The sequence below is a fragment of the Thiohalocapsa sp. ML1 genome (assembly GCF_001469165.1).
Classification (GTDB): Bacteria; Pseudomonadota; Gammaproteobacteria; order Chromatiales; family Chromatiaceae; genus Thiohalocapsa.
This window is the reverse complement of record NZ_JABX01000010.1, coordinates 84947-110607: the sequence shown is the minus strand read 5'-3', so window position 1 is coordinate 110607 and position 25661 is coordinate 84947. Positions and strand designations below refer to the sequence as shown.

At 68.4% G+C, this 25661-nt stretch carries 25 protein-coding genes and 1 other RNA gene; 11 read left to right on the top strand and 15 right to left on the bottom strand.

From position 1 onward, the window contains the following. Positions 1-30: 30 nt before the first annotated feature. The gene (locus ML01_RS08490; protein ID WP_058554966.1) at positions 31-939 is read right to left on the bottom strand and encodes an NAD(P)-dependent oxidoreductase; all 909 of its coding nucleotides are present in this window, start codon (positions 937-939) and stop codon (positions 31-33) included. A gap of 293 nt (positions 940-1232) precedes the next feature. Between ML01_RS08490 and ML01_RS08485 the strand changes: the two genes are divergently transcribed. The 4 genes from ML01_RS08485 (at position 1233) to ML01_RS08470 (ending at position 5838) form a co-directional block, all read left to right on the top strand. Beyond that, positions 1233-3374, top strand: a complete 2142-nt coding sequence (locus ML01_RS08485; RefSeq protein ID WP_082674079.1) for a ribonucleoside triphosphate reductase — start codon at positions 1233-1235, stop codon at positions 3372-3374. A 72-nt stretch (positions 3375-3446) separates the two neighbouring features. Then, positions 3447-3641, top strand: coding sequence for an anaerobic ribonucleoside-triphosphate reductase (nrdD, locus tag ML01_RS08480; RefSeq protein WP_058554965.1), 195 nt, complete (start codon positions 3447-3449; stop codon positions 3639-3641). 40 nt (positions 3642-3681) lie between these two features. After that, positions 3682-4395: an anaerobic ribonucleoside-triphosphate reductase activating protein gene (locus tag ML01_RS08475; protein ID WP_082674078.1), complete on the top strand. Its 714-nt coding sequence runs from the start codon at positions 3682-3684 to the stop codon at positions 4393-4395. A 237-nt stretch (positions 4396-4632) separates the two neighbouring features. Beyond that, entirely contained in the window at positions 4633-5838 is a 1206-nt protein-coding gene (locus ML01_RS08470) for a phospholipase D family protein (RefSeq protein WP_058554964.1), read from the top strand. On the opposite strand, the gene ML01_RS08465 is transcribed toward ML01_RS08470, so the two are convergent. Both ML01_RS08465 and ML01_RS30140 read right to left on the bottom strand, forming a co-directional pair. Beyond that, positions 5835-7514, bottom strand: a complete 1680-nt coding sequence (locus ML01_RS08465; protein ID WP_058554963.1) for an N-6 DNA methylase — start codon at positions 7512-7514, stop codon at positions 5835-5837. The genes ML01_RS08470 and ML01_RS08465 overlap by 4 nt on opposite strands. A gap of 3 nt (positions 7515-7517) precedes the next feature. Next, positions 7518-7946, bottom strand: a complete 429-nt coding sequence (locus ML01_RS30140) for a ribbon-helix-helix protein, CopG family (RefSeq protein ID WP_216819141.1) — start codon at positions 7944-7946, stop codon at positions 7518-7520. A gap of 37 nt (positions 7947-7983) precedes the next feature. Here ML01_RS30140 and ML01_RS08460 point away from each other — a divergent pair, with 37 nt between their 5' ends. Then, the gene (locus ML01_RS08460; protein WP_058554962.1) at positions 7984-9831 is read left to right on the top strand and encodes an SLC13 family permease; all 1848 of its coding nucleotides are present in this window, start codon (positions 7984-7986) and stop codon (positions 9829-9831) included. A 25-nt stretch (positions 9832-9856) separates the two neighbouring features. Further along, entirely contained in the window at positions 9857-10783 is a 927-nt protein-coding gene (locus ML01_RS08455; RefSeq protein WP_058554961.1) for a YihY/virulence factor BrkB family protein, read from the top strand. 121 nt (positions 10784-10904) lie between these two features. Here the strand turns inward: ML01_RS08455 and nifM are convergent, their stop codons facing one another. The 12 genes from nifM to ML01_RS08395 form a co-directional block, all read right to left on the bottom strand. Beyond that, positions 10905-11813 carry a nitrogen fixation protein NifM gene (gene nifM / locus ML01_RS08450; RefSeq protein WP_058554960.1) on the bottom strand — a complete coding sequence of 303 codons (909 nt, stop codon included), beginning with the start codon at positions 11811-11813 and terminating at the stop codon, positions 10905-10907. After that, positions 11810-12313, bottom strand: coding sequence for a nitrogen fixation protein NifZ (locus ML01_RS08445; protein ID WP_058554959.1), 504 nt, complete (start codon positions 12311-12313; stop codon positions 11810-11812). Before ML01_RS08445 ends, nifM begins: the two co-directional genes overlap by 4 nt. Next, positions 12303-12695 (bottom strand): nitrogenase-stabilizing/protective protein NifW, encoded by a 393-nt coding sequence (nifW, locus tag ML01_RS08440; RefSeq protein WP_058554958.1) that lies wholly within the window; start codon positions 12693-12695, stop codon positions 12303-12305. The genes ML01_RS08445 and nifW overlap by 11 nt, the downstream gene beginning before the upstream one ends. 226 nt (positions 12696-12921) lie before the next feature. Next, positions 12922-13467 (bottom strand): hypothetical protein, encoded by a 546-nt coding sequence (locus tag ML01_RS08435; protein ID WP_058554957.1) that lies wholly within the window; start codon positions 13465-13467, stop codon positions 12922-12924. A 46-nt stretch (positions 13468-13513) separates the two neighbouring features. Then, a complete protein-coding gene (gene nifV, locus ML01_RS08430; protein ID WP_058554956.1) occupies positions 13514-14719 on the bottom strand; it encodes a homocitrate synthase in 1206 nt (401 codons plus the stop codon). Between the two features lie 177 nt (positions 14720-14896). Then, entirely contained in the window at positions 14897-15367 is a 471-nt protein-coding gene (locus ML01_RS08425; RefSeq protein WP_058554955.1) for a DUF29 domain-containing protein, read from the bottom strand. Positions 15368-15634: 267 nt separating this feature from the next. Next, entirely contained in the window at positions 15635-16153 is a 519-nt protein-coding gene (locus tag ML01_RS08420; RefSeq protein WP_058555028.1) for a murein L,D-transpeptidase family protein, read from the bottom strand. Between the two features lie 133 nt (positions 16154-16286). Then, the gene (gene gatB, locus ML01_RS08415; protein ID WP_058554954.1) at positions 16287-17732 is read right to left on the bottom strand and encodes an Asp-tRNA(Asn)/Glu-tRNA(Gln) amidotransferase subunit GatB; all 1446 of its coding nucleotides are present in this window, start codon (positions 17730-17732) and stop codon (positions 16287-16289) included. Between the two features lie 88 nt (positions 17733-17820). Continuing rightward, a complete protein-coding gene (locus tag ML01_RS08410; protein WP_058555027.1) occupies positions 17821-19212 on the bottom strand; it encodes a (Fe-S)-binding protein in 1392 nt (463 codons plus the stop codon). Positions 19213-19254: 42 nt separating this feature from the next. Further along, a complete protein-coding gene (locus ML01_RS08405; protein WP_058554953.1) occupies positions 19255-19833 on the bottom strand; it encodes a flavodoxin in 579 nt (192 codons plus the stop codon). Between the two features lie 333 nt (positions 19834-20166). Continuing rightward, entirely contained in the window at positions 20167-20466 is a 300-nt protein-coding gene (locus ML01_RS08400; protein ID WP_058554952.1) for a hypothetical protein, read from the bottom strand. 32 nt (positions 20467-20498) lie between these two features. Then, positions 20499-21839, bottom strand: a complete 1341-nt coding sequence (locus ML01_RS08395; RefSeq protein ID WP_254045176.1) for a hypothetical protein — start codon at positions 21837-21839, stop codon at positions 20499-20501. Positions 21840-22211: 372 nt separating this feature from the next. Here ML01_RS08395 and ffs point away from each other — a divergent pair. The 5 genes from ffs (at position 22212) to ML01_RS08375 (ending at position 25639) form a co-directional block, all read left to right on the top strand. Further along, an RNA gene (gene ffs, locus ML01_RS27045) (signal recognition particle sRNA small type) lies at positions 22212-22308 on the top strand. Positions 22309-22440: 132 nt separating this feature from the next. Further along, a complete protein-coding gene (gene dnaX, locus ML01_RS08390) occupies positions 22441-24171 on the top strand; it encodes a DNA polymerase III subunit gamma/tau (RefSeq protein ID WP_058554950.1) in 1731 nt (576 codons plus the stop codon). Between the two features lie 129 nt (positions 24172-24300). Next, entirely contained in the window at positions 24301-24624 is a 324-nt protein-coding gene (locus ML01_RS08385) for a YbaB/EbfC family nucleoid-associated protein (protein ID WP_058554949.1), read from the top strand. 22 nt (positions 24625-24646) lie between these two features. Then, complete coding sequence (gene recR / locus ML01_RS08380; protein ID WP_058554948.1) at positions 24647-25255, top strand: recombination mediator RecR; 609 nt, start codon at positions 24647-24649, stop codon at positions 25253-25255. A 36-nt stretch (positions 25256-25291) separates the two neighbouring features. Further along, positions 25292-25639 (top strand): histidine triad nucleotide-binding protein, encoded by a 348-nt coding sequence (locus tag ML01_RS08375; RefSeq protein ID WP_058554947.1) that lies wholly within the window; start codon positions 25292-25294, stop codon positions 25637-25639. The last annotated feature ends 22 nt before the right edge of the window (positions 25640-25661 follow it).

The following is a 25661-nucleotide window of genomic DNA, read 5'->3' as shown; positions in this document are numbered from 1 at the left end:
GGGGTCCCGTGGGCTCCGGGCACGCGGGCGTCACGCCCGCTCGTCGCCGCGGGCGTTGAGCCGGCGCTGCACCAGATGCAGGGCGGCGGCATCGAGCTCGCCGTCGCCGTGACCCACCAGGGCGTTCACGAGCTGCGCCACCAGCGCCGTGCCGGGCAGCGCGAGGCCGAGGGCGTGCGCGGCCTCCTGCACCAGGCGCAGGTCCTTCTGGTACAGCGCGAGCTTGAAGCCGGGGGTGTAGTCGCCGTCGAGCATGCGCTGGCCGTGCAGCTCCAGGATGCGGCTCGCCGCGAAGCCGCCGAGCAGGGCCTCGCGCACCTTGGCGGCGTCCACCCCGGCGGCTTGGGCCATCAGCAGCGCCTCGCCGACGCCGGCGATGGTCTGGCCGACCACGATCTGGTTGCAGGCCTTGCAGACCTGGCCGGCGCCGGCGGCACCAATGTGCCCGATGTTGCGGCCCATGGCCTCGAACAGCGGCTTGACCCGCAGGAAGGCCGCCTGCGGCCCGCCCACCATGATGGAGAGCGTGCCATCGCGGGCGCCGACGTCGCCGCCGGAGACGGGCGCGTCGAGCATGCTCACGCCGGCCGCGCCGAGGCGCTCGGCGATGGCGCGGGTCGCGGCCGGGGAGATCGTGCTCATGTCCACGACGATGCTGCCGGGCGCGGCACCGGCGATGACGGCGCGCTCGGCTTTGGCGCCGGAGCCTAGGATCACGGCCTCGACGTCCGGCGTGTCGGAGAGCATCGTGAAGGTGATGTCGGCCTCCCGGGCCACCGCCGCCGGGCTGTCGCAGGCGATCGCGCCGGCGTCCGTGAGCGGGACCATGGCCTCCGCCCGCCGCGCGAAGACGGCAAGCCGATGTCCCCGCTTGATCAGGTTCAGTGCCATGGGCCGGCCCATGATGCCGAGCCCGATGAAGCCGATGCGTGCTGTCATTGATCGGTTCCCGCCCCGTCGGATGCCACCCAAACGCCCGAGTTTACTCCTTAGCGGCGAGGCGAAACCTGACCGACAGGGCGGGCTGAGGGCCGAGGGTCAAGGGTCAAGGGCCAAGGGCCAAGGGCCAAGGGCCGAGGGCCGAGGAGGGCTGCCTTGGCCCTCGGCCCTCGGCCCTGCCAATGCTGATCCGGATCAGCCATCCGCCGACAGCGGGATTTGCCTAGATCTAGCGATGGGTCTAAGCTCTACCACAACATCTAGTGCGGCTGCTGGCGACGGGGAGACAAGATATGGGTGCAGAGGGCAAGGCGCTGGCGGTGCTGCCGACACGCATCGTCAAGCGCGACGGGGACGTGGTGGCCTTCGACGCGGGCAAGATCGAGTCCGCCATCCTGCGCGCGGGGCGCGCCACCGGCGAATTTGACGAGCTGGAAGCCAAGCTCCTGACCGCGCAGGTGGTCAAGGTGCTCGCGCACCGCTATGGGCACCCGGCCGGCGCAGCCGCGGGGCAGCCGCGGCATCCGGACATCGAGGGCATCCAAGACGTCGTCGAGCAGACGCTCATCAGTGCCAACCACTTCGACACGGCCCGCTCCTACATCGTCTACCGCGAGCAGCGCGCGAAGCTGCGCAGCGATCGGCGCACGCTGGTGGACGTGGAAGGCTCCATCAACGAGTACCTCGACCGCTCCGACTGGCGCGTGTCGGCCAACGCCAATCAGGGCTATTCGCTCGGCGGGCTGATCCTCAACACCTCGGGCAAGATGATCGCCAACTATTGGCTGAGCCATGTCTACCCGCCGCAGGTGGGCGAGGCGCACCGCAACGGCGACCTGCACATCCACGACCTCGACATGCTCGCCGGCTACTGCGCCGGCTGGTCGCTGCGCACGCTGCTGAACGAGGGTCTGAACGGCGTGCCCGGCAAGGTCGAGGCCGGTCCGCCGAAGCACATGTCGAGCGCCGTCGGGCAGATTGTGAACTTCCTCGGCACGCTGCAGAACGAATGGGCCGGGGCGCAGGCGTTCTCCAGCTTCGACACCTATATGGCGCCGTTTGTGCGCATCGATCGGCTCGGCTATCGCCAGGTCAAGCAATACATCCAGGAGCTGATCTACAACCTGAATGTGCCGAGCCGGTGGGGTTGCCAAACACCCTTTACTAATTTGACCTTCGACTGGGTTTGCCCGGCGGATCTGCGCGAGCAGGTGCCGGTGATCGGCGGCGTGGAGCAGCCATTCACTTACGGCGAGCTCCAGGCCGAGATGGACCTCATCAACCGCGCCTATATCGAGGTGATGACCGAGGGCGATGCGAAGGGCCGAATCTTCACCTTCCCGATCCCGACCTACAACATCACCGATGACTTCCCGTGGGACGGGGAGAATGCGGAGCTGCTGTTTTCCATGACGGCCAAGTACGGCCTGCCGTATTTCAGCAACTTCGTCAGCTCGGACATGGAGCCCAACATGGTCCGCAGCATGTGCTGCCGGCTGCGGTTGGACGTATCGGAGCTGTTGAAGCGCGGCAATGGCCTGTTCGGCTCCGCGGAGCAGACGGGCTCCTTGGGCGTCGTCACCATCAACTGCGCGCGCTTGGGCTTCACCCATGCCGGCGATGAAGCAGGGCTGCTGCGGCGCTTGGATGAATTAATGGAGCTGGCAAAAAAGAGCCTGGAGCTCAAGCGCAAGGTCATTCAGCGCCACATGGACGCCGGGCTGTTCCCCTACACCAAGCGCTACCTCGGCACGCTGCGCAACCACTTCAGCACCATCGGCGTCAACGGCATCAACGAGCTGATTCGCAACTTCACCGATGATGTCGAGGACATCACCACCGAGTGGGGCCACGCCTTCGCGGCGCGGCTGTTGGAGCACGTGCGCGCGCGCATGGTCGCTTTCCAGGAAGAGACCGGGCACATGTACAACTTGGAGGCCACGCCCGCGGAGGGGACCACGTATCGCTTTGCGCGCGAAGACAAGAAGCGCTTCCCGGGGATCATTCAGGCGGGCACCGAGGAGGCGCCGTACTACACCAATTCCTCCCAGCTCCCGGTGGGCTATACCGACGACGCCTTCCAGGCGCTCGCGATGCAGGATGAGCTGCAGACCAAGTACACCGGCGGCACCGTGCTGCACCTGTACATGGGCGAGCAAGTGAGCTCCACCGAGGCCTGCAAGCGTCTGGTGCGCCGGGCGCTGACCAACTTCCGGCTGCCCTACATCACCGTCACGCCGACCTTCTCCATCTGTCCGCACCATGGCTACATCGAAGGCGAGCACGAGTTCTGCCCCAAGTGCGATGCGGAGCTCATCGAGAAGAAGCTTCAGGAGAGGGCCAAGGGCCAAGGGCCAAGGATGGAAGGCGCGCACGACGGCGACGTTCGCAACCATGTTGCTTCGATCAGCAGCGCGGGCGCGGCGCAGGCTTGATTCCTCGGCCCTCGGCCCTCGGCCCTCGGCCCTCGGCCCTCGGCCCTTTTGCATTAACCAGGAGCCCAACCAATGAACATAGATGGCATCGAAATCCACGACGAAGAACGCACCCGCTGCGAGGTCTGGACCCGCGTCATGGGCTATCACCGCCCCGTCAGCGCCTTCAATGCCGGCAAGCAGTCCGAGCACCGCGAGCGCGTCTGCTTCAACGAGCAGCCGGCTGGCGTGCGGGCCGTGCCTCGGCGCCGCGCCGAGGCGGCCTGAGCGGCAGAGCGCGAGACGGTAGGTCGGGAGACGCAAGCGCATGGGCATTGCCACGACGGGCGCCGAGCAACTGCGCATCGGCGGCCTGACCCCACTTACCAGCCTGGACTATCCGGGCGAGCTCGCGGCCGTCATCTACTGCCGCGGCTGCCCCTGGCGCTGCCCGTATTGTCACAACGCGGACCTCCAAGACGCCACGGGGCCGTCGGCACTCGGTTGGCGGCATATCGTGAGCTTCCTGGAGGTGCGGCGCGGTCTGCTGGACGCCGTGGTGCTGAGCGGCGGCGAGCCGACGGCGCAACAGGCGCTGCCGGGGGCGCTCGCGGAGATCCGCAAGCTCGGCTTCAAGACCGGCCTGCACACCGGCGGCCCTTACCCGGACCGGCTTGCCGCCCTGCTGCCGCTGCTGGACTGGGTCGCCCTCGACATCAAGGCCCTGCCCGAGGACTACCCCCGCATCACCGGCGCGCCAGGCTCCGGCGAGCGCGCGTGGCAGAGCCTGCGCCTGCTGCTCGACGCGGGCATCGATCTGGAGGTCCGCACCACCCCGATGCCCGGCCTCGACGACACGGGCTATCTGACGCGACTCTTTGCGCGCCTGGCCGCGGCCGGCGTCGAGACCTACGCGCTGCAACAGTGCCGGACCGTCGGGCCGTCTGCGGGGATGCCCGCACCACGGCAGATCAAGATCGACGACGCGGCGCTCGTCGCCGCGCGCGGGGCGTTCCCGCACTTCACGCTACGTGCGGTGTGAGTATCGCAGCAGCTACTGTTCCTCAAACTCGCCAGTCGCGACGAATTCGGACGCGGATGCGAAACAAGCAAGTTGTAGGGCGGGAAAGCGAAGCGCATCCCGCGCCGAGAACTGGCGGCGGGATGCGCTGGCTATCCCCGGGCTTGTGCCGGATCGCCCTGCTGCAGCAATGCCACAGCCTGTTCCGCGGCCATCGTCGGCGACCATCTCTGTAGCTCCAGAGTAGGCGAGCGACGTATGGCGAAACAGGAGCTCATCTTACAAGGCTTCACCGCCAAGACTCATCGCGTGGCGGTTGCGCAATTATTCGATCTACCGAGTATTGAGCGAGTTATTGTTAGCGTCGCGTTTGTGAATCGCAGCGGTACGGAGCTGCTTGAGAAGCAGCTTAACGAACACGGCGCGAAGACCCAGGCCTTCATTGGCATTCGCAACGACATCACTTCCAGTCAGGGGGCGAGGCATCTGCTCGACATGGGCGTGTCGCTTTATTGCGTCGACACGGGCTCGCGGTCGGTGCTCTTCCACCCGAAACTCTATCTGGTAAAGGGAGCAACCCACGCTCGCCTTGTCATCGGCAGCGCCAACCTCACGATAGGTGGACTGCACAACAACATCGAGGCTGGCCTAGTCGTTGAGCTTGACCTCAATAACGTCGATGAGAAGGCCCTGGTTGAGAGTATCGAGAAAGAGTTTGATGCGCTGGCCAAGGATTATCCGGAACACATCGTCCCGATAGCGAACCCAACGCAGCTTGACGCGCTTGTGGCAACCGGCCGGCTGATCGACGAGATGACGACTTCGCCGCCTCGGCCGGCGTGCTTGGCAACATCGCCGACGAGCGACACCGTACCCAGAATCAAGCTGAAGGTCGTCCCCTTGCGCCGTGCGCTGATTGCGGCGAAGAAGGCGGCGAAGCCCGCCGCGCCAGCACCGGCGGCCAAGAAGGCAGCGCATGCAAAGAAGGCGGCAGCCGCACCAGTCGCGCCTCTGCCCGCGCCTGGTGTCGCGTACGAGCTCGTCTGGGAAAGCAAGGCGCTCACGAGGCGGGATCTCAACATTCCCGACGGTACGAACACCAATAGCACGGGCTCAATCAGCCTTGACAAGGGATTACTGCCGGCGGACATCGATCATCGACACTATTTCCGCGAGGAGATCTTCCCCGAACTGTCGTGGCGGCCAAGCCGCACGGAGACCGTTGAAGAGGCCTACGCGAAGTTTCATCTCGTCCTCAGAGGCATCAGCTACGGGGAATTTGACCTTCGCATTGCCCACACCAAGGGGACGACGAGCGCAGCCTACAAGCAAAAAAACGCTATGACCCGCCTAAGCTGGGGTCCGCTGCGTGACTACGTGGGTCGAGATGACCTTCTCGGTCGCACGCTCGCTCTCTATCGCGACAAGGCCGACCCGAAGCGCTTCGCCCTCGAAATCGACTAAGCGGCTTCAGCCGCCTCGTCTTTCGCATCGCTTGGCGTGCGGTGTCTGCGGTTGCGCAGGCGCAACCATGCATTGAGGATGCTGTCTTGCTGCGCGCACGACAGACCGAGGCCCCCGAGCACGATGCGCGAGTTAGCCTCAAGAACGTCCTGCACAGACATGGACGATCGGATTTGTCGGTCGAGCTCCCTCAGGTCGATTTGCGCCGTCGTGGGCAGCGGCAGCGCCAGTTTCTCGATCTCGGAGGGCACAAGCTCCAGCACGCCGCCCCCGTAGTGCCGCCCTTCCAGCTCGGCACTGAGAGCTGTCAAGCCGTTATAGAAGCAGCCGACGAGGTGCTCCGCGGATGCCCCGTTAAGCGTTCGGATGCGATAGGCCGTGTCCGTGGTGTACGCACGGACCTTATTGAGGATGAGGCGCGGGAGGTCGTGTGAGCGCTTGAGCATCCCGATTTCCGTTGCATACACGGAGGGAACCTTAAACCACGGCGAGCGAATGCGGCACTTGTAGCGTGTATGGAGCGCGACGGCCTCTCCGGCCTCAATGTATGATTTTGACTTCTTGTGTTTCAGTGGTTCGTCGTCGCAGAACCACAGGAAGTTCGTTGGGTTTCCTGCCTTCGCGTTGGCCGCGTGCTGGTTGGCGTCGTAGATGATGCCGGGGCAGTGCTCGCTCCGACCGAACATCGGATGCGCCCAGGGCTCTAAGCCGTGCTTGCTGACGACATCGTTGGTCACGAGGAAAAACTTGTTGGCCCCTGTAACAATGCCAACGTCTACATCTGCGACCTCAGCGAAGCGATGCACGCTGGAGTGACCGCCAACCTCATCGATCAACTCGCCCGTCTCCTTGTCCAGCAACGCGCGTGTCCACTTACCGGCGACCGTCTTGCCGTTAATTGACTGCGGTGCGGCGAAAATCCGCGCCGGGGACTCGCGCAGAAACTCACGGTCGCGGACCGGGTAGATAGCAATGCCTTCGGCAATATCGTGCTGATCTGTCCGCTTCTCGGCCAGCAGCAGCACAGCGCCTTGCAGCGTGCCGGCGAACCACAGCTCCTCAGGGTCGACGATGACCAGGCGACGGCACTCGCGGCCGAGGTACGAGCGTAGCGACTGCGCGTGCATCACATGGATGATTTCAGCCGGGACGACCATCGCCAGTCGGCCGCCTGGCCGAAGCATCCGCATGCTTGCCAAGATGAAAGGCACCCATGCATTGGTGTGCTTTGTGAAAGGCAGCTCGAGCGCGCGGAAGATCTGCTCAGCCTTCACCTGGAACGGCGCCGGCAAGTACTGATAGCGAACGAACGGCGGGTTTCCGACCACCGCATCGAATAGGGTGTCGTGCGGCAAGAGGCCAAAGCCGGCCTTCTCGATAGCCCAACTCAGGAAATCTACGGCGTGGATCTTGCTCGCCGCCAGTCCAACATCCTTTGCGAGCAATGTGGCCTTTGCTGCCTCTTCCTGGTTGAGCTCAAAGCCAGTGACGGCCAACGTTGTGTTAGCGCCCGCGTTGCGAAGCGCTCTGAAGAACACGCCGTCTCCGCAGCTAGGTTCAAGGACGCGGCAAGGGTTGATTTCGAGTACCCACTTGCACAGAAACGTCGCCAAGTCTTCCGGGGTGTAGTAGCCGCCGCGGAGTTTCTGCGCGGTTTCGTTGGCGATAAAGTTCAAGGGCTAGTTCCTACCCTGTGCAGGCGCTTTGTCGACCACGTACTCAGACACCGCTTCGCGCACCACCCACGCCACGGATACCTTCTTCTCCGTGGCGATACGTTCAAGCGCATCATAGAGCTCTGCCGGGAAGCTGATCGACGCCCGAGCCGTTTTTGATTCGGTACGTTGGTTTCCGCTGGTCTTTGGTGTCTTCGCCATGATATGCCCTTTGCGCCCGTTGATGATGCACCACCCTACACCACTGTGGTGCAGCCGTAAAGCCAGAGATCCAAGAGCGGCGCGGGCTTCATGAGCCGATACCAGCGGACAACTCGGCGGCAGGGGTGTCCGGTGGCGTGCCTTCGCTTCGAGAATACGCGTCTGGCGCAGTGGGCACACCCGGAGGGACTGAGTCGAGGAAAAAAGGTTCGTGCGGCACGCCTCGTTCATGCTGCAATCCCCGCACCCGGGGTCAACGGGGGATACCATGCCCACCGATCTGTTGACGGTGCTGCTGCTGCTCGCGGCGGCCATTGTGATGTTCGCGATCAACAAGCCACGCGTGGACGCGGTGGCGCTCATCATGCTGGTGCTGTTGCCCTTCACCGGCGTGCTGACCGTGAACGAGGCCCTCGCCGGCTTTAGCAACCCGAACATCGTGCTCATCGGCGCCATGTTCGTCATCGGCGAGGCCTTGGCGCGCACCGGCGTCGCCCGCAGCATCGGCGACCGGCTGGTGGGCTGGGGCGGCGACAGCTCCGCCCGCCTGCTGGTGTTGTTGATGCTCGCGGTGGGGTTCCTGGGCGCCTTCATGAGCAGCACGGGCGTGGTGGCGATCTTCGTGCCCATCGTGCTGCGCATGGCGAGCCGTAGCCGCATCCCGCCCGCGACGCTGATGATGCCGATGGCCTACGCGGCCCTGATCAGCGGCATGATGACGCTGGTGGCGACCTCGTCGAACCTGGTGATCAACTACGAGGTGGTACGCGGCGGGGCCGATGGCTTCGGCTTCTTCAGCTTTACGCCCTTCGGCGTGCCCATTCTGATCGTCGGTACGCTGTACATGCTGCTCGCCCGGCGCTGGCTCGGCCGGGATGTCCCCGGCCCTGCCGCCGCACGGCTGCGCCCGGGGCTGCACAGTCTGGTGGAGCACTATGGCCTCGGCCTGCGCGAGTACCGCTTGCGGGTGCTGCCGGGCTCGCCGCTGCTCGGGCGATCGCTGGGCGAGCTGGCGCTGACCGCCAAGATCGGCGCCCGCGTCATCGTCATCGAGCGGCGGGTGGGCCGAGCGCGGCGCCTGCTGCCGCGCAGCGACGACACTGTGCTTGCCGCCGGCGACGTGCTGCTGGTCGATATGGACGACGACAGCGCCGATGTCGAGGCGCTGTGCCGGGAGTACGGCGTCGAGCGCCTGGCGCGCGCGGGCTCCTATTACACCGGCCGGGCGCAGGACGTTGGTCTGGTGGAGGTCATGCTGCCGTACCAGTCCGCCTTTGTCGGCAAGACCGTCGCCGAGGCGGAGGCCGCGGCCCAGTCCGAGCTGGCACTGGTGGGCATGCGCCGGCGCCGCGGCGTGCTTGCGCCCCATCATCTGCGCGAGAAGGTGCTGAAGGCCGGCGACACGCTGTTGCTCGCCGGGCCGTGGCGGGCCATCCGGCGGTTGCAGAAGGGCGGTCAGGACTTGGTGCTACTGAACCTGCCGCGGGAGTTCGACGAGTACCTGCCCGCGGCCAAGCGTGCGCCCTACGCGGTCTTCACGCTCGTCGTCGTCATCGTGCTGATGGCCACCGGCATCGTGCCCAACGTGCAGGCCGCGCTCATCGGCTGTCTGCTGATGGGCCTGTTTCGCTGCATCGACCTCGATGGCGCCTATCGTTCCATCCAGATGAAGAGCCTGATCATGATCGTCGGCATGATGCCCTTTGCGCTGGCGCTCGATCGCACCGGCGGTGTGGACATCGCGGCGGACTTTCTCGTCGGCGTGCTCGGCAACAGTAGCGAGCACTTGATCTTGACGGTGCTGTTCGCCATCACCGTGCTGCTCGGCATGTTCATCGTCAACACCGCCAATGCGGTGCTGCTGATTCCGCTGGCCCTGGCCGTTGCGGAGGAGCTGCAAGCCTCGCCCTATCCGTTCGCGATGATCGTCGCGCTGGCGGCCTCCGCCGCCTTCATGACCCCGGTCTCGCCGGTGAATACCTTGGTGACGACGGCCGGCAATTACCGGCTCGTGGACTTCATTCGCATCGGCCTGCCGCTGACATTGATTATCGGGGCCATGAGCGTCGCGCTGGTGCCCTGGCTGTTGCCGTTGTATCCGGCGCTGTCTCCATAGCCGCCCGCCGCCGGCTGATGCCAAGGTGTACAAGCCCATTCAGCGCGCATGGTTGATCATCCGCACCGGCGTTGGCCTGTGGCTGGAGCACAACGCCTTTCTGCATGCTGGTGCGCTCGCCTTCTTCACGCTCTTTTCGCTGGCGCCCACCTTGATCATCGCCGTCACGGTCATCGGCGTCGTGCTCGGCGAGGGTGCGGCGCAGGGCCAAGTCGTCGCGCAGTTGAAGGGCGCCATGGGCACCGATGCCGCCATATTCGTGGAGCAGGCCATTCTGGCATCGCGTATCGACGAGGCCGGGCTGCTGCCCACCATGGTCGGCGTTGGCGCACTGCTGATCGGCGCGACGACGGTGTTCGGCCAACTGCGCTATTCGCTCAACCTGCTCTGGGGCGTGCGGCCCGCGCCCGGGCGCAGCAGGTTCACGCCGCTCGGGCGGTTCGCCAAGACGCGGCTGCTGGCGCTGCTGGTGGTGCTGCTCATCGGCCTCGGCTTCCTGCTCTATTTCGTCGCCATTACCGCCCTCCAGGTCGCCGTGGCCTATTTCCACGTCAAGGGCTTGGGCCTGCTGCCGGCGCTGCAGTTGGATGTGCTGTCCTGGGCCGCCCGCAGCGCCGTTGCGGTGCTCGTCACCACGCTGTTCGTTGCAGCCGTATTCAAGGTGTTGCCGGACGTACTGGTTAGCTGGCGCGACGTGCTGCCGGGCGCGCTGGTCACCGCGCTGATGCTGACGGCGGGGCGCTACGGCATTGCGGCCTTTCTGTCCAGCACCGCGATCGCGTCCGCCTACGGCGCCGCGGCCTCGCTGCTGGTGGTGCTGATGTGGGTCTACTTCTCGGCCCTGCTGCTGCTGCTGGGTGCCGCGCTGACGCGGGCCTATCTCGGCGTTTGCGGGCGGCCGATGCTGCCGGGGTCGACGGCGGTGAGGGTGGTGCAGCAGCGGATGGAGTGACGGGCTCGGTGGTCAAGGCAGGAAGCTTTCCGCACTGACCCCGAACCGATCCGCCAAGGCCCGGCACTGGCGCGCGTTGAGGCTGCGCTTGCTGGACAGGATTTCGGAGACGACACCTGGCTCAGGCCATCGCTTGGCGCTCGCGCAGCGCATCCAGCCAGGCGCGCTGGGCTTCCCGCTGCCGGCGCTGCGTGAGGGCGGTTCGAATACGCTCGCCAACCTGCGCGAAGGGCAGGGGGTGCGCGGCGTCGATGCGCTCGCAGAGCAGGATGTGGAAGCCGATCTCGGAGCAGACGGGCTCGCTGACGCCGCCTGCGGGCAGTGCGAACAGCGCCGCGTCCACCTCCGGATAGAGCTGGCCGCGGACGATGTCGCCGAGCTTGCCGTCCTGCATGGCGGTCGGGCACTCGGAGTGGCGGCGGGCGAGCTTGGCGAAGCGCTGCACCAGGTTCTCGGTGGCGCCGTCGCGGAGCTTCGTGACCAACGTGGCGACCTTTGCTTGAGCGGCCTCGCGGGAGTTTTCGGCGTAGTCGTCGTTGACCGTGATGAGGATATGCCGGGCGGCGCGGCGCTCGGGCGTCGAGAAGCGCTCGTGGTGGAGCTCGTAGAAGAGCCGCGCGTCGGTGTCGGTGACCGCGGCGTGGCGGGCGCCGACGTGGTGCATCACGGCATCGAAGGTCAGCTCCCGGCGCAGCGCGAGCTTGAGTGCCGCGGCGTCGAGGCCGTTGCGAGCCAGGTCGGCGTTGAGCTCGGCGGGATCATCGAAGCGCCCCGCGATCTCGCGAAAGCTCCGCTCGACGGTGGCGTCCGGGATCTGCACCTTGGCGGCTTCCGGCGCCGCGAGCACCAGGTTTTCCAGCGCCAGGGTCTTCGCCGACAGCGCCTCGGCCTCAGCGCGCTGCTCCGCGTCAAGGGCCGGAACGTTGCACTTGAAGCGCTCCGTCGCGGCGCGCAGCAGGTGGTAGCGATGGGCGGCGGCGTCGGTGTCGGGTGCGGATGGCGGCAAGGTCAGCGCGGCGGTCAGGCTCATGCTGCGTCCTCCGGCGCCCGGTCGGCGGGCGGTGGCTGTTGCTCGGTCGCGGCTTCGAGGGCGGATTCCGGCACCTGCAGCGTGTTGCAGCCCGGAAAGTCCACGTAGTAGGCGACGTCGCCGGGGCTGCCGTCGGCGAGCGGCTCGCCGCGCAGCACTCGGGCGACCTCGCCGACGGTGCCGGCCGGCACCAGCACCCGGCCGCCAGCACCGAGCGCGATGCGAGCCGCGACCTTCTCGCGGCCCTCGAACAGGCTCGGCGTCCAGGGCGCCTCGGCGGGTTGGAGCTCCTCTTCGCGGCAGCCGACGACGCGGCCCTGCTCCAGGAAGTGCACGCTGTAGATGATCTGGTCCTGCAGGAAGGTGCCGATATCGCGCACGAAGCCGGTGCTGCCGCGGCGGATCAACAGGGCACCGGTGGGCTCGCCCGGAAAGGTGCCGTCGTTGCGCACGTTGCGCAGCACGCGCACCTCGGCGCCGAAGTCGAACTCAGGACGCATGATCGGCGGCGGGCTTCGTGGCGATCTGGGCCTGGGAGCCCAAGAGCTCGTCCAGGCCGACGTTGACCGTGCGCGGCTCATGCATGCGGAACACCGCAAAGACCTTTTCGGTGCGGGCGTCGGACGCGACGAAGTCCTGGTAGGCCCGGGCTAACAGCGCGCCATAGGCCAGGTAGCGGGGTTCGGCCTCGGTGGGCATGTCCACCGCGGCGTTCAGATAGTCGTGAAAGCGCTGGAGGATGTGCAGCCGGTTGACGTGCACGACGGGCGCGTCGAAGGGCACGCCGAAGAAGGTCAGAAAGTCCTCGGCGCTTTCCAGCTCCTCAAGGGCGTCCTCGAAGTCCTCCGGGACTGGCGGCAGGGTGTCGGTGATGGCGGGCATGGCGGACTCCGGTTGGTGGCTAAGCGTGTGCGTGGCAAGTCCCTGCGCGGCGGAACCTCAGGCCGACAAGGGCAGGTGGGCCGTGTCGCAAGGCCGAGGCGGGCTCCCTTGGCCCTCGGCCCCCGGCCCTTTCGCCTGCAAGCGCCTTGTCGTCGTGAAACTTGACTCATCTGCAAGCATTCGGCGCCGTCAAGCAATCTAGGTGCGGTTGGTGCCGAGAACGAGGTTAATGGATGAATCTCACGTTGTCGCCCAGGGCGCGGACCTCGTCGCGCCGGGCGGCATTGCGCGCCCAGCTCAAGAGCTCGGACAGGCCGAGCCGGTCGCGCTCGTCGAAGTCGGCGATGCGCTCCAGCCGCGCGAGCGCGTCGGCGGGCCGGTCCATGCGCATCAGCACATAGCCCGCGCCCTTCAGCGCCAGCAGCAGGAAGCGGGTCAGGGTCATGGACTGACCCACGGCGTGGCTAAGCTCCGCGGCGCCGAGCGCCTGCCAGTCCGTCGGGATGCCGAGCTCGTCGGCGGCGATGACGATGCAGCGGTCCGCGACGGCGAGCGTCTCGGCATAGCGTTGGCGGTAGAAATAGAAGCGATAGAGCGCGACCAGCACGGTCAGGTTGTCCGGCGCGAGCAACTGCGCGCGCAGCAGACAGCGCTCGGCGTCGTCGCAGTCCTCGCCGTAGCGCGCCGAGGCGGCGTCGATGAGGCGGGAGACCGCCGGCGGCAGCGGGCGGTCGAAGTACATCTCATTGACGCTGAAGTCCAACAGGTCCATGGCGCGGCTCCGGGTAAGCGGGATCAGGTCCGGGTTCAGGCCGGGTTCAGGCGACGTCCGCCAGCAGCGGCAGCACGCTCGCGGGCACAGCGGCCCGAGCGCCGCCGAGCTCGTCCAGGAACCGGCGCAGGTCCGCGCCCTCCGGCGCGTGCTTGGTGGCGGTGACGAAGCGGCGCACCAGCGGCAGCAACTGCTCGGCCTGGGCGTCGTCGATGGTCGTCGCGAGCGCTTCGGCGTAGGCCATCTGCACGGCATGGCGCCCGGAGTGCTTGCCGAGCACCATGCGGTGCCGGCGGCCGACCTCGGCGGGGTCGATGCCCTGGTAGTTGCGCGGGTCCTTCAGCAGGCCGTCCACGTGGATACCCGCCTCGTGGGTGAAGGCACCGTCGCCGACCAGGCTCTTATGCCAGGCGACGGGGTGGCCGGAGGCCGTGGCGACGAGCTTGGACAGCGCCTCGAAGCGGGTGAGGTCCACGCCGGTGGCGACGTGGTGCAGGTGCTTGAGGCCCATGACGACCTCTTCCAGCGCGGCGTTGCCGGCGCGCTCGCCCAAGCCGTGGACGGTGGTGTTCACGTGCGTTGCGCCGCCGCGCACGGCGGCGAGGGTGTTGGCGGTGGCGAGTCCGAGATCGTCGTGGGCGTGCATCTCGATCTCGCAATCGCAGGCGGCGCGCAGGTCCGCGATGCGCTCGCAGGTGGCGAAGGGGTCGAGCAGGCCGACGGTGTCCGCGAAGCGCACCCGCCGCGCACCGGCGGCCTGCGCGGCCTGGGCCACCTGGCGCAGAAACACGGGGTCGGCGCGGGATGCGTCCTCCATGCCGACGCAGACGCCGAGCCCGAGGTCTAGCGCCGTCGGCACCAGCCGCGCGATCTGCGCGAGCACCCAGGGGCGGTCGCGGCCGAGCTTGCGCGCGATCTGCTGATCCGACACCGGCATGGACAGGTCCACCGTGTGCACGCCCAGGCCCCGGCACAGCGCGATGTCCGCCGGCAGCATGCGCGCCCAGACCATGAGCCGCGCGTTGAGCCCAAGCGCCGCGGTGGCACGGATGGCGTCGCGCTCGTCGTCGCCCATGGCCGGGATGCCGACTTCCAGCTCCGGCACGCCGAGCGCGTCGAGCCCGCGGGCGATGGCGAGCTTTTCTTCCAGCGAAAAGGCGACGCCGGCGGACTGCTCGCCGTCGCGCAGCGTGGTGTCGTTGATGGTGACGGTCGCCGGCGTGCGGCTGGCGGGGTTGCCCGGGATCTGCATCGGCCGTGCTCCACGGAGGTGTTGCAGATGGCTAAAGCAAAACCCGGGCCAGAGCTGTAGATGCTTTTGTCATCAGCCGGTTGGGGCGGGCCTGGGCGGCGTCGCTGCGGGCTTTGCGACAGCCGCCGACGGGCGCTTGTCGCGGATGCGACGCGGCGCGCGGCGCCGCGCCGTGGGTCAGTCCGGCAGCCAGTCGGGGTTTAGGATCTGCTCGGTCGGCCAGGGGCAGGACTCGGGGAGGTCATCGAGCCCCGTCTCTTTGAACGCCAGGCCGAAGGCGTCGGCCCAGGCGTCTGCCCACCAGTCCGGGTCGCACAGGCTGTGCTTCAGGCTTGGGGTTCGCGCAAGTCGCCGTTCGATGCCGTGGCGCTGGTTGCGGATGGTGAGCTGCCAGCTCCGGCCGCGCCGCTCGGGTTGGTGCCGCCACTTGATGAGATGCGCCAGCAGCACGGCCATGCGGCTGCCGAGCTCGCGCTGCTCGCTTCGGGCCACGTCCTCGATCTCGTCGGCGACGTGCTCAATGTCCAGCTCAGTGAAGCGCCCGGCACGCAGCAGCGCGGCTTGCCGGTTGGCCCAGGCGATGATGTCGGTGTCGTAGAGCGTTGCAGGATTGCCTGCGTGGTCGGCGACGCGGTAGTCGGGCTGCATGGCGGGGCATGGCCAATGTGGGCGGATTGGGCATTGGCCGGAGTCTAGCGTATTCGGTTCACTGTCGCAGCGTGGATTCGCGCGGGCGCATGTCGCCGGATCGGGGCTGCTGGCGTTGCGGCGGTGCACGCGTCTGGCGGACCGCAAGACTATTCTCGCGTCGTTGTCGTTGTCGTTGTCGTTGTCGGCATCGTGCGCGGTTCGATGGACGATTACGACAACGACAACGACAACGACAACGAATGGATGGCTCGCGCGGCTCGGGCATCAGGGTCGGATCTCGATCGGCGTTCCGTCATCCACGGCCCGCCAGATGACCTCCATCGGCACGTTGCGCACGGCGATGCAGCCGTGGGTGTGGTCGCGGTACTGCATCAGCCAGCCGAGCCAGCCCCAGCCGTTGACCTGGCCGTGGATCATGATGAGCCCGCCCGGGTCGTCGCCGCGCGCGCCGGCGGCGGCGAAGTCTGCTGCGTCCGGGTAGGAGACGTGCAGGGAGCGGTAGCAGCAACTGCCGGGGTTGCGCCAGTCCAAGACGTACTCGCCCTCCGGCGTGCGCAGATCCCCTTCGCGCTGCTTGTGGCCGATGGGGTTGCCGCCTAGGGCCACCCGCCAGCTTCGGTATGGCTCGCCGTCGCGGATCAGGTACAGCCGCCGCTCGGACTTGACCACCAGCACCGACTCGGCCTGCGGCGGCGTCTCGGCGAGCCATTGCGGGATCTGGTACTCGAAGCGGCGCAGCAGGCCGATGGCTGCGAGCACCGCGAACAGAGCGGAGACGAGCATCGTCGGCAGCGCCCGCCGCGGGTTTCGAGCCGAGTCGGTCCGGGTTGGCGCCGACGGGGCGCGGCCGTCCACGACCGGCTCGCGGCTCGGTGTCTGCTCCGTCATCGGCTCGCGCCAGGGCCAATCCCCCGCGTCACCCCCGCAGCTTCTCCTTCAACAGCGCATTCACCTGCTGCGGATTCGCCTTGCCCCCGGTCTGCTTCATGACCTGGCCGACGAAAAAGCCGAATAGCTTGTCTTTGCCGGCGCGGTACTGCTCCACCTGGCCCGGATTCGCCGCGATGATGGCGTCGATGGTGGCCTCGATGGCGCCGGAGTCGGTGATCTGCTTGAGGCCCTTCGCTTCGATAACCTGATCCGCGTCGCCGTCGCCGGCCCACATGGCGTCGAAGACCTGTTTGGCGATCTTGCCGGAGATGGTGTCGTCCTGGATGCGCGCGATCAGCCCCGCGAGCTGCTCCGCCGAGACCGGGCTGTCCGCGATGTCCAGGTCCGCCTTGTTCAGCGCCGCCGCCAGCGTGCCGGTGATCCAGTTGGCCACCAGCTTGGCGTCGCCGCAACGCGCGGTGACGTGCTCGAAGTAGCCGGCCAGGCCAAGGCTTGCGGTCAGCAGCGCCGCGTCGTACTCGTTCAGGCCGTACTGCCCCATGAAGCGGTGGCGCATCGGGTCCGGCAGCTCCGGCAGGTCGGCGGTGGCGGCGTCGATGAAGGCGTTGTCGAGCTCCACGGGCAGCAGGTCAGGGTCCGGGAAGTAGCGGTAATCGTTCGCCTCTTCCTTGCTGCGCATGGAGCGGGTCTCGTCCTTGTCGGCGTCGTACAGGCGCGTCTCCTGGATGATCTTGCCACCGTCCTCCAAGATCTCGGTCTGGCGCGCGATCTCCAGCTCCAGCGCCTTCTGCAGGAAGCGGAAGGAGTTGATGTTCTTGATCTCGGCGCGGGTGCCGAGCTTGTGCTCGCCCATGGGGCGGAGCGAGATGTTGGCATCGACGCGGAAGGAGCCCTCCTGCATGTTGCCGTCGCTGATGCCGATCCAGCGCACCAACTGGTGGATCTTGCGGGCGTAGGCGACGGCCTCCGCCGGCGAGCGCAGGTCCGGCTCGGAGACGATCTCGAGCAGCGGCGTGCCGGCGCGGTTGAGGTCGATGCCGGTCATGCCGCCGCCGCCCAACCGGCCGTCCTCGTGCAGGGACTTGCCGGCATCCTCTTCGAGATGCGCGCGGGTGATGCCGACGGGCTTCACGCTGCCGTCATCGAGCACGATCTCGATGCTGCCGCGGCCGACGATGGGCAGCTCGTACTGGCTGATCTGATAGCCCTTCGGCAGGTCCGGATAGAAGTAGTTCTTGCGCGCGAACACCGAGCGCGGTGCGATCTCGGCGCCGATGGCGCGGCCGAACTGCACCGCGCGCTGCACGGCGCCCAGGTTCAGCACCGGCAGCACGCCGGGCAGGCCGAGGTCTACCGCACAGGCCTGGGTGTTGGGCGCCGCGCCGAAGGCCGTGGCGGCGCCGGAGAAGATCTTCGATTCAGTCGCGAGCTGGGTGTGGATCTCCAGCCCGATCACGGTTTCCCATTGCATGGCCGATAGGGGTCTGATTCTGTGCGGGTGGTGAGCGGCGGGCAGTCTGGCTCAAGCCCGCAAGTATCGGCCATCGCTGCTGCCCGCGTCACCCGTCCGTCGCTGATCTCCCCGCCGGCGTGCCGAGCGCGTCCGCGAGGAGCTGCGCCAGATGGCGCGGCTGCTGGGCGGAGTGCGCGCGGATCTGTGCTCGGCAGGAGAAGCCGTTCGCAATCACGCGCGCATCCGGTTGCGCCGCAAGCTGCGGCAGCAGCTCCAGTGCCGCCATGCGGCTGGACAACTCGGCGTGCTCGCGCTCCAGGCCGAAGGTGCCGGCCATGCCGCAACAGCCCGCGTCCAGCAGCGCGAAGTCGAGGCCGGGCACGAGCTTCAGCACCTTACGCAGCGGCTTCATGCCGCCGACGGCCTTCTGGTGGCAATGGCCGTGGACCAGCACGCGGCCGGCCGCGGCCGGTGCGCCGAGCGGCAGGTCGAGCCGCTTGGCCATGCTCTCCCGGGCCAGGAATTCCTCCAGCAGCAAGGCCTTGTCGGCGACCTCCCGCGCGGCGTCGCCGAGGCCCAGCGCGCGGTACTCGTCCCGTAGCCCGAGCAAGCAGGAGGGCTCCGCGCCGATGATCCAGCGCCCGGCGCGGGCGTGGGGCAGGAGCGCCGCGAGCAGGCGCCGGGCCTCGGCGGCGGCCTGCTCGACCATGCCCTGCGCCAGGTACGTCCGACCGCAGCAGAGCGGGCGCCGGGGCTCGGCGTCGTCCGCGGCGGGCTCGGCGACGAGCACCCGGTAGCCGGCGGCCGCAAGCACGGCGGTCATGGCCCGGGGAATCTCGGGCTCGAAGTGACGGCCGAAGCAGTCCACGAGCAGCACGATCTCCGGCCGGCCGGCCTCGGCGGGCGCCAGCGGCGTTGTCGTCGAAGGCGCGTGGAAGGGCGTCGGCGTCGGCTCCGGCAGCGGTACGCCGGCGGCGATGCCGAACAACCGCTGGCCGAGCCGCGCGAGCCAGCCATGGCGGTTGCGCGCCGCAATGAGGCGCCGGGTCAGCCCCCGGTGGCGGTGCAGCCAGCGCGGCAGCCCCGCGAAGAGCCGGGCGCGGAGCCCATGGCCGTGCTGCGCTGCGCGCTGTGCCAGGTACTCGGTCTTGATCAGCGCCATGTCGACGTTGTTCTCGCACTCGCGCTGGCAGCCCTTGCAGCCGACGCACAGGTCCATGGCCCGGGCGAGGTCCGGCGCGGCGAGCGCGGCCTCGGGCAGCTCGGCATTGAGCGCGGCCTTGAGCAGTCGCACGCGCCCGCCGGTGGAGAGCGCGGGCTCCAGGCTGGCCCGGTAGCTCGGGCACATCACGGCTTTGGCGTCCGTTGCCTCGCAGCGGCGGCTGTTGATGCAGCTCGCGACCGCCTTCGCGAAGTTGCCGCCGTGGCGCGGGATGTCGGCGTAGGCGTCGCCTAGGCCGGCATCCGCGTAGGCGGACCAGTCGAGGATGGTGTTCATCGGTTCGGCAGCAAGCGCGGCGCCGGGCCGGCGCGCCACGCGTTACGCGCTCTCCGCCTCCGGTGCCGTGGCGACCTCCAGGAGCAGCGGCAGCACGGCGTCCAGCCAGGCCTCGATGCGCTCGTCGGTGAGCTGGTGCTGCAGGTGCTGATCGAGCGCGAGCCCGACGAAGCGGCCATCCTGCACGGCGCGGGAGCGCCGAAACTCGAAGCCGTCCGTGGCCATGCCGCCGATCAGCGCGGCACCGGCGTCGCCGAAGAGCTTGTAGAGGTCCATCAGCGCGTCGCAGAAATGGGTCGGGTACTTTTCCTGGTCGCCCAGGCCGAACAGCGCGACGCGCCGGCCCGAGAAGTCCTGCCCCGCGAGCTGCGGCAGAAACTCCATCCAGGCGGCCTCGTCGGTGCCGTTGTCGCGCCCCGGCAGCACGCCCTCGCCGTAGGTCGGCGTGCCCAGGATCAGCGCTCGATAGGCGAGCAGGTCCGCCGCCGTTGCGCGGTTCACGTTCATCGGCTTCGCGGCGACGCCCTCGCCCTGCCGCGCCTTGATGCTCTTCGCGATCTTCTTCGCGATGAGCCGGGTGGTACCGGAGTCGGTGCCGAAGAAGATGCCGATCTGAGCCATGCTGTCACCGTTGCGTCCATCAAGCCCATGCGGGCGCCATACCGATCGCGCATGCGCGTCGGCGATCGGGGCTACTTAGCAAGAGCTGCTCAGCAAGAGCTGCGCCAAGCGGCGCCCACGGGTCTGCCGACGGCCGTGCGCTCGCGGCTGGCGGGGAAGGGCGAGGCCAACCCCCTGAGTCTTTTCGGTTTTGCTCGCGCCGGGGCCGGCCGGGATCGGTGTGGTGCAAGCCCGGGGGCAGCGGACGCCGACGGGCACCGCGGCGGGCGTTGTCGTAAAGCGGACAAAGACAATGACGATAGGGTTGCGACTCGTCCCCAGCGTCGATCTCGCTCAGGACTTGAATAGGTCCTCGGCGGCGCGGCGAACCGCATCGGCGTCCGTCGGTGCGCTGCCGGCGTCCTTCGGAAAGGACGCCTCGAAGTAGCCGCAGAAGTTGGACCGCTCCTTGTCGGACACCGCCTCCGCGATGGGCTCGGCGCAGTCGTTCGGGCGCCCGCGGGCGTACCAGCGGCAGTTGCGGCAGCAGTGCGTGGCCTTGCGGCAACTGGGGCAGGTGGCCTCGCGGGCGTAGTCGAGGTCCGTGAGATCCGCGCCGCAGTGCCAGCAGCGGCCGATGACGGGGTGGTACATGGCTCGAATGCTCGTGTAAGGGGCTTGGCTCGTCAGCCTTCCGCGGCGCGCAACTGCTCGGTGAGCTTGGACAGCTCGCGCTGCATTTCGAGGTTCTGGAAGGGCCGCAGCGCCGGCACCTGGCGCCGCAGCAGGCCGTCCAGGAGCTTTTGGCTCGACTGCACCAGGTCCACCAGCTCGCCGGAGACGCGCACGGTCTCGTAGGTGTTCCAGGCGGTGGCGATGTCCTCCTGCAACGCGGCGCGGGCCTGGGCGACTTGGCCGCCCTGTTCCTTGAGATAACGGCGGTAGACCTCGGCCGCCTCGACGGTGAGCTGTTGGGCGGCGAGGTTGGCGTCGAGAATCTCGGCCTTCTCGGGGTGCCGGCGCTTGAGCTCGCGGGTCTCTGCCGACAGCGCCCGGGCGCGCTCGGCGATGTCGTTGATCTGCGGCACATAGCGCTCGTCGATGGCCTGCTCGACATCGAGGTGCATGCGGTTCAGCGCCCGCAGCAGCACCAGGTACATGCCGTAGTAGCGCCGGGCGCTGTCGAGGTCCTCGCCGGTCTCGCGCATCAGTGCTTCAAGCTGGGCGGTGATCGCCTTGACGTTGTCGAAGACGATGCCGAGATCCACGATGTTGTCGCCGACCACGGTGGAGAGCAGAAACTCCAGTTGCTCGTCGGACAGTTCCAGCCCCATCCCGCGCAGCTCCGCCGCGAAGCGCTGCTTGATGGCGCGGAGCTCCGACTGCGCCCGCGCGATGGCCCGCTCGCGCTCGCTGATGAGCCGGTCGTAGTCGGCGACGGTGCGCTCCACCAGGGACTTCTCGGGGGCCGCGACCCGCGCCTTGCGGTACTGGTCGATGGCCGCACGGGCGTCCCGGATGGAGGTCTCCAGCGCGCGGATCTGCTCGCGGTACTGCTGCACCGGCGACGCGGACAGGATCGCCACGGAGGCGTCGAGCAGATCGTCGATGTCCGCCTGCACATCGGCCTGATCACGGCGGAACCAGGCCTTCTCGGGCAGGTCGCGCTGGACTTCTTCCAGCGCGACGGTCTCCTCCAGCTTCGGCACCACGTTCGTCCAGACCTGGCCGAAGGCGTCCGGCGCCGCGGGCGTCAGCGCATCGCGCGCGCCGTCCCAGGCGCCGCGGGAGCGCTGCCACCAGTCGCCGGCGGTGTCGCGGGAGCGTTCCCACAGCGTGCCGGCCTGCTCGGCGGAGCGCTGCCAGAGCTCCAGCGCCTGGTCCGTCAGCCCGGCGTCGCCGGCCGCGGGCGGGTTTGCGCCGGCCTCCTGTGCCGCGGCGCTTGCGCACAGCAACAGGGCGAGTGCCGGAAAAAGAAGGCGCGCTGCGCCGATCGACAACGCAGCGCGGTCGGCTGGCCTGGGCATGGGGTGGTCGCTGTGGCAAGACATGCCGTCCATTCTAGCGAGGCAGAGCCTCAGAGCGACCAGGGCGAGGAGCCTTATTGCGCAATCTTCGGCTCCGCAGGCGAGCCGGGGGCCGAGGGCCGAGGGCCGAGGAGGGCTCCCTTGGCCCTCGGCCCTCGGCCCTTTTGCCTGCAAGCGCTGTGTCTTCGTGAAACTTGACTCTAGTGGCTTGTCGAATCGCTTGGATTCTAAGGGATGGCGCCGCTGGGCTCGCCCCGAGTCGGGCAACGTCGGTGGGGCCTTTCGCTCCGGCTTGTTCGGGTTGACGGGCTTTGCTACTGTGACGGGCTTCGCGCGGCATGGTTCGCGCGGCAACCAGTCAATGGTGGGCACCGCCGGTCCCCCCGCAACGCGAAACCGTGAACCCGGTCAGGCCCGGAAGGGAGCAGCCGCAGCGGTGGCAGTGTGTGCCGGGGTGTGGCTGGCGGGGCTCGCCGCCCAGTTTCGCGGGTCGTAGGTTTGCAGCGCGGCAGCCGCCGGGCCGCCGCAACACCTTCGGCCCCGGGCCGCTGCGGTACACTCCCGGCATGACGCCGACAGACGCCCTTCCGACCCGTCGCAGATGACCTACGAGGTGCTTGCCCGCAAGTGGCGCCCGCGCGCCTTCGCCGACCTGGTGGGGCAGGGCCATGTCGTGCAGGCCCTGACCAACGGCCTAAAGCGCGGGCAGCTCCACCACGCCTATCTCTTCACCGGCACCCGCGGCGTCGGCAAGACGACGCTCGCGCGCATCCTCGCCAAGACGCTCAACTGCGAGCAGAGCGACGGTCCCACGCCCACCCCCTGCGGCACCTGCTCGGCCTGCACCGAGATCGACAACGGCCGCTTCGTGGACCTGATCGAGGTGGACGCGGCGTCGCGCACCAAGGTGGAGCAGACCCGCGATCTCCTGGACAACGTGCCCTTCGCGCCGGTGCGCGGCCGCTTCAAGGTGTACCTCATCGACGAGGTGCACATGTTCTCCAATAGCAGCTTCAACGCCTTGCTGAAGACGCTGGAGGAGCCGCCGCCGCACGTGAAATTCGTGCTCGCCACGACGGACCCGCAGAAGCTGCCGGCGACGGTGCTCTCGCGTTGCCTGCAATTCCATCTGAAGCGCCTGCTGCCGGAGCAGATCCGCGAGCGCTTCCGGCTGGTGCTGGAGGCGGAGGGCGTCGGCTTCGACGAGCCGTCGCTGGCGCTCCTCGCCCGGGCCGCGGACGGCAGCATGCGCGACGGGCTGAGCCTGTTGGATCAGGCCATTGCCTTCGGCGCCGGTACGCTCGCGGCGGAGGACGTCCGCCGCATGCTCGGCACCCACATGGGCGATCTCGTGCCGGCGCTGGTGGCGGCGCTGGGCGCCGGCGACGGCAAGGCCCTGCTCGCCGAGGTAGACCGCCTGGCCGAGCTGACGCCGGACTTCGCGATGGTGCTGGCGGAGCTCATCACGCTGCTGCATCGCATCGCGCTGGCGCAGCAGGTGCCGGAGACGGTGGTCGAGGACGACCCCGAGTCCGCAGCCCTGCGCCACCTGGCGGCGGACCTGCCGGTGGAGGACGTGCAGCTCTTCTACCAGATCCTGCTCACCGGACAGCGCGACCTGCCGCTGGCGCCGGATCAGCGCACCGGCTTCGAGATGGTGCTGCTGCGGGCGCTCGCCTTCCGGCCGGCGGACGGGCCTGCCGGCGGCGGACCGCGGCGGAGCGCGGCGCCGCCGGTGCCCTCGGCAAGTGCGGCGCCGGCCGCAGCCGTGCCGACCGGCGGCGCGTCCCCACCCGCCGGGGCGCGGGCGCAAGCGCCGTTGCCCGGCGCCGCCGCGGCGCAACCAACGCCAACACCGGCACCGCGCAGTGCAGCGCAACCGCCCGCGGCTGCACCTGCCTTCGCCGGGCCCCTCGCCGACGCCGAGGACTGGCATCGGCTGGTCGGCACGCTGCCGCTTGAGGGCATCGCGCGCCAGCTCGCGGCGCACTGCGCGCTGGTGGACTGGGACGGGCGCACGCTGCGCCTGGCGCTGGCGCCGTCTTTGGGCAACCTGCGCGTCGCCGGGGCCGAGCAGCGGCTCGGCGCCGCGCTGGCCGCCGCGCTCGGCCGCGAGGTGGCGCTTTGCATCGACAGCGTCCCGGCGTCGGCGGCGGTCGCGCTCGCGCAGCCGGCCGGGCTCGCCGAGACGCCCGCCGGCCGCGAGGCCCGCCAGGCGGCGGCGCGCGTCACCGCGGCCGAGGTGACCATGGCGCAAGACCCGGTGGCGGCAGAGCTCAAGCGCCGCTTGGGCGCGGACTGGGTGCCGGGGAGCATTCGGCCGCTCGCTTGAGGCGGCGCGGGGCTGCCGGTGCGGTCGGCTCCAGCCGGGGCCTGCCGATCGTGTCAAAATCCGCTGATCCGGCGTTCAGTGCGGCACGGCCGCGGCACGCCACCGATGTTCAACCCGAGAGGTGATGCAATGAAAGGCGCATTGGGCGGCATGCTGAAGCAGGCGCAGAAGATGCAGGAAGATCTCAAGGCCGCGCAGGAGCAGCTCGCCAAGGAGGAGGTCACCGGCGAGTCCGGCGGCGGCATGGTGCAGGTGACCATGACCTGTCGGCACGAGGTGAAGCTGGTCAGTATCGATCCGTCGCTGATGAGCGACGACAAGGAGATGCTCGAAGACCTGATCGCCGCCGCCGCGAACGACGCGGTGCGCCGCGTCGGCGAGCGCACGAAGGAGCACATGGCCGGCATCACCGCCGGGCTGCCGCTGCCGCCCGGCTTCAAGCTGCCGTTCTGAGCCGAGCCGCCCGGGAGGGACCATGCATCCGTCCGGCTCCGACAGCGGGCTCCTGCCGGCGCTGGTGGAGGCCCTGCGCTGCCTGCCGGGCGTCGGCCCGAAGTCCGCGCAGCGGATGGTGTTCTACCTGCTCCAGCACGACCGCGACGCGGGCCGTCACCTAGCGCGCGTGCTCGCCGACGCCATGGCCCGCATCGGCAACTGCCGCGACTGCCGCACCTTCACCGAGCGCGAGGTCTGCACGCTCTGCGCGAGCCCGGCCCGGGATGCGTCCCTGCTCTGCATTGTCGAGCAGCCGTCGGACATCGCCGCCATCGAGCAGGCCACGGACTACCGCGGGCGCTACTTCGTGCTCGGCGGGCGGCTGTCGCCGCTCGACGGCATCGGGCCGGAGGAGTTGGGCATGGAATCGCTGCGTGAGCGCCTGCACGCGGGCACGGTGCGCGAGGTGATCCTCGCCATCAGCCCGACGGTGGAAGGCAGCGCCACGGCCCATTACATCAGCGAGCTCGCGGAGGGCAGCGACGTCCGGCTGACCCGCATCGCCCACGGGGTGCCGCTGGGCGGGGAGCTTGAGCTGGTCGACGGCGGCACGCTCGCGCATGCCTTCGCCGGGCGCACCGGCATCTGACTGTTCTGCAATGACGCCCTTTGAGGAGGACCTCCCATGGCCGAGGACACGATTTTCGGCAAGATCGCACGCGGTGAGATCCCTGCCGACATCGTCTACGAAGACGACGACGTGGTCGCCTTCCGCGACCTCCACCCGCAGGCACCGACCCATGTGCTGGTGATCCCGCGCAAGCCCATCCCGACCCTGAACCATGCGGTTGTGGAGGACGCGGCGCTCATCGGCCGGTTGTTCCTCGCCGCGGCGAAGGTGGCGGAGCAACTGGGCTTTGCCGAGGACGGCTACCGGACCGTCATCAACTGCAACGCCGACGGCGGCCAGACCGTGTTCCACCTGCACGTGCACCTGCTCGGCGGGCGCCCGCTGCAATGGCCGCCGGGCTGATGCCGGGTACTGGACGGGCTCG

Bases quoted from the DNA above. Each gene is read 5' to 3' on its own strand.
- nifM (WP_058554960.1), bottom strand. From the start codon at position 11,813: ATGAGCCTGACCGCCGCGCTGACCTTGCCGCCATCCGCACCCGACACC.
- ML01_RS08490 (WP_058554966.1), bottom strand. From the start codon at position 939: ATGACAGCACGCATCGGCTTCATCGGGCTCGGCATCATGGGCCGGCCC.
- ML01_RS08400 (WP_058554952.1), bottom strand. From the start codon at position 20,466: ATGTACCACCCCGTCATCGGCCGCTGCTGGCACTGCGGCGCGGATCTC.
- ML01_RS08425 (WP_058554955.1), bottom strand. From the start codon at position 15,367: ATGCAGCCCGACTACCGCGTCGCCGACCACGCAGGCAATCCTGCAACG.
- recR (WP_058554948.1), top strand. From the start codon at position 24,647: ATGCATCCGTCCGGCTCCGACAGCGGGCTCCTGCCGGCGCTGGTGGAG.
- ML01_RS08395 (WP_254045176.1), bottom strand. From the start codon at position 21,839: ATGCCCAGGCCAGCCGACCGCGCTGCGTTGTCGATCGGCGCAGCGCGC.
- ML01_RS08470 (WP_058554964.1), top strand. From the start codon at position 4,633: ATGGCGAAACAGGAGCTCATCTTACAAGGCTTCACCGCCAAGACTCAT.
- ML01_RS08475 (WP_082674078.1), top strand. From the start codon at position 3,682: ATGGGCATTGCCACGACGGGCGCCGAGCAACTGCGCATCGGCGGCCTG.
- ML01_RS08385 (WP_058554949.1), top strand. From the start codon at position 24,301: ATGAAAGGCGCATTGGGCGGCATGCTGAAGCAGGCGCAGAAGATGCAG.
- ML01_RS08445 (WP_058554959.1), bottom strand. From the start codon at position 12,313: ATGCGTCCTGAGTTCGACTTCGGCGCCGAGGTGCGCGTGCTGCGCAAC.
- ML01_RS08435 (WP_058554957.1), bottom strand. From the start codon at position 13,467: ATGGACCTGTTGGACTTCAGCGTCAATGAGATGTACTTCGACCGCCCG.
- ML01_RS08420 (WP_058555028.1), bottom strand. From the start codon at position 16,153: ATGCTCGTCTCCGCTCTGTTCGCGGTGCTCGCAGCCATCGGCCTGCTG.
- ML01_RS08375 (WP_058554947.1), top strand. From the start codon at position 25,292: ATGGCCGAGGACACGATTTTCGGCAAGATCGCACGCGGTGAGATCCCT.
- ML01_RS08410 (WP_058555027.1), bottom strand. From the start codon at position 19,212: ATGAACACCATCCTCGACTGGTCCGCCTACGCGGATGCCGGCCTAGGC.
- dnaX (WP_058554950.1), top strand. From the start codon at position 22,441: ATGACCTACGAGGTGCTTGCCCGCAAGTGGCGCCCGCGCGCCTTCGCC.
- ML01_RS08405 (WP_058554953.1), bottom strand. From the start codon at position 19,833: ATGGCTCAGATCGGCATCTTCTTCGGCACCGACTCCGGTACCACCCGG.
- ML01_RS08485 (WP_082674079.1), top strand. From the start codon at position 1,233: ATGGGTGCAGAGGGCAAGGCGCTGGCGGTGCTGCCGACACGCATCGTC.
- nifV (WP_058554956.1), bottom strand. From the start codon at position 14,719: ATGCAGATCCCGGGCAACCCCGCCAGCCGCACGCCGGCGACCGTCACC.
- ML01_RS08460 (WP_058554962.1), top strand. From the start codon at position 7,984: ATGCCCACCGATCTGTTGACGGTGCTGCTGCTGCTCGCGGCGGCCATT.
- ML01_RS30140 (WP_216819141.1), bottom strand. From the start codon at position 7,946: ATGAACGAGGCGTGCCGCACGAACCTTTTTTCCTCGACTCAGTCCCTC.
- nrdD (WP_058554965.1), top strand. From the start codon at position 3,447: ATGAACATAGATGGCATCGAAATCCACGACGAAGAACGCACCCGCTGC.
- nifW (WP_058554958.1), bottom strand. From the start codon at position 12,695: ATGCCCGCCATCACCGACACCCTGCCGCCAGTCCCGGAGGACTTCGAG.
- gatB (WP_058554954.1), bottom strand. From the start codon at position 17,732: ATGCAATGGGAAACCGTGATCGGGCTGGAGATCCACACCCAGCTCGCG.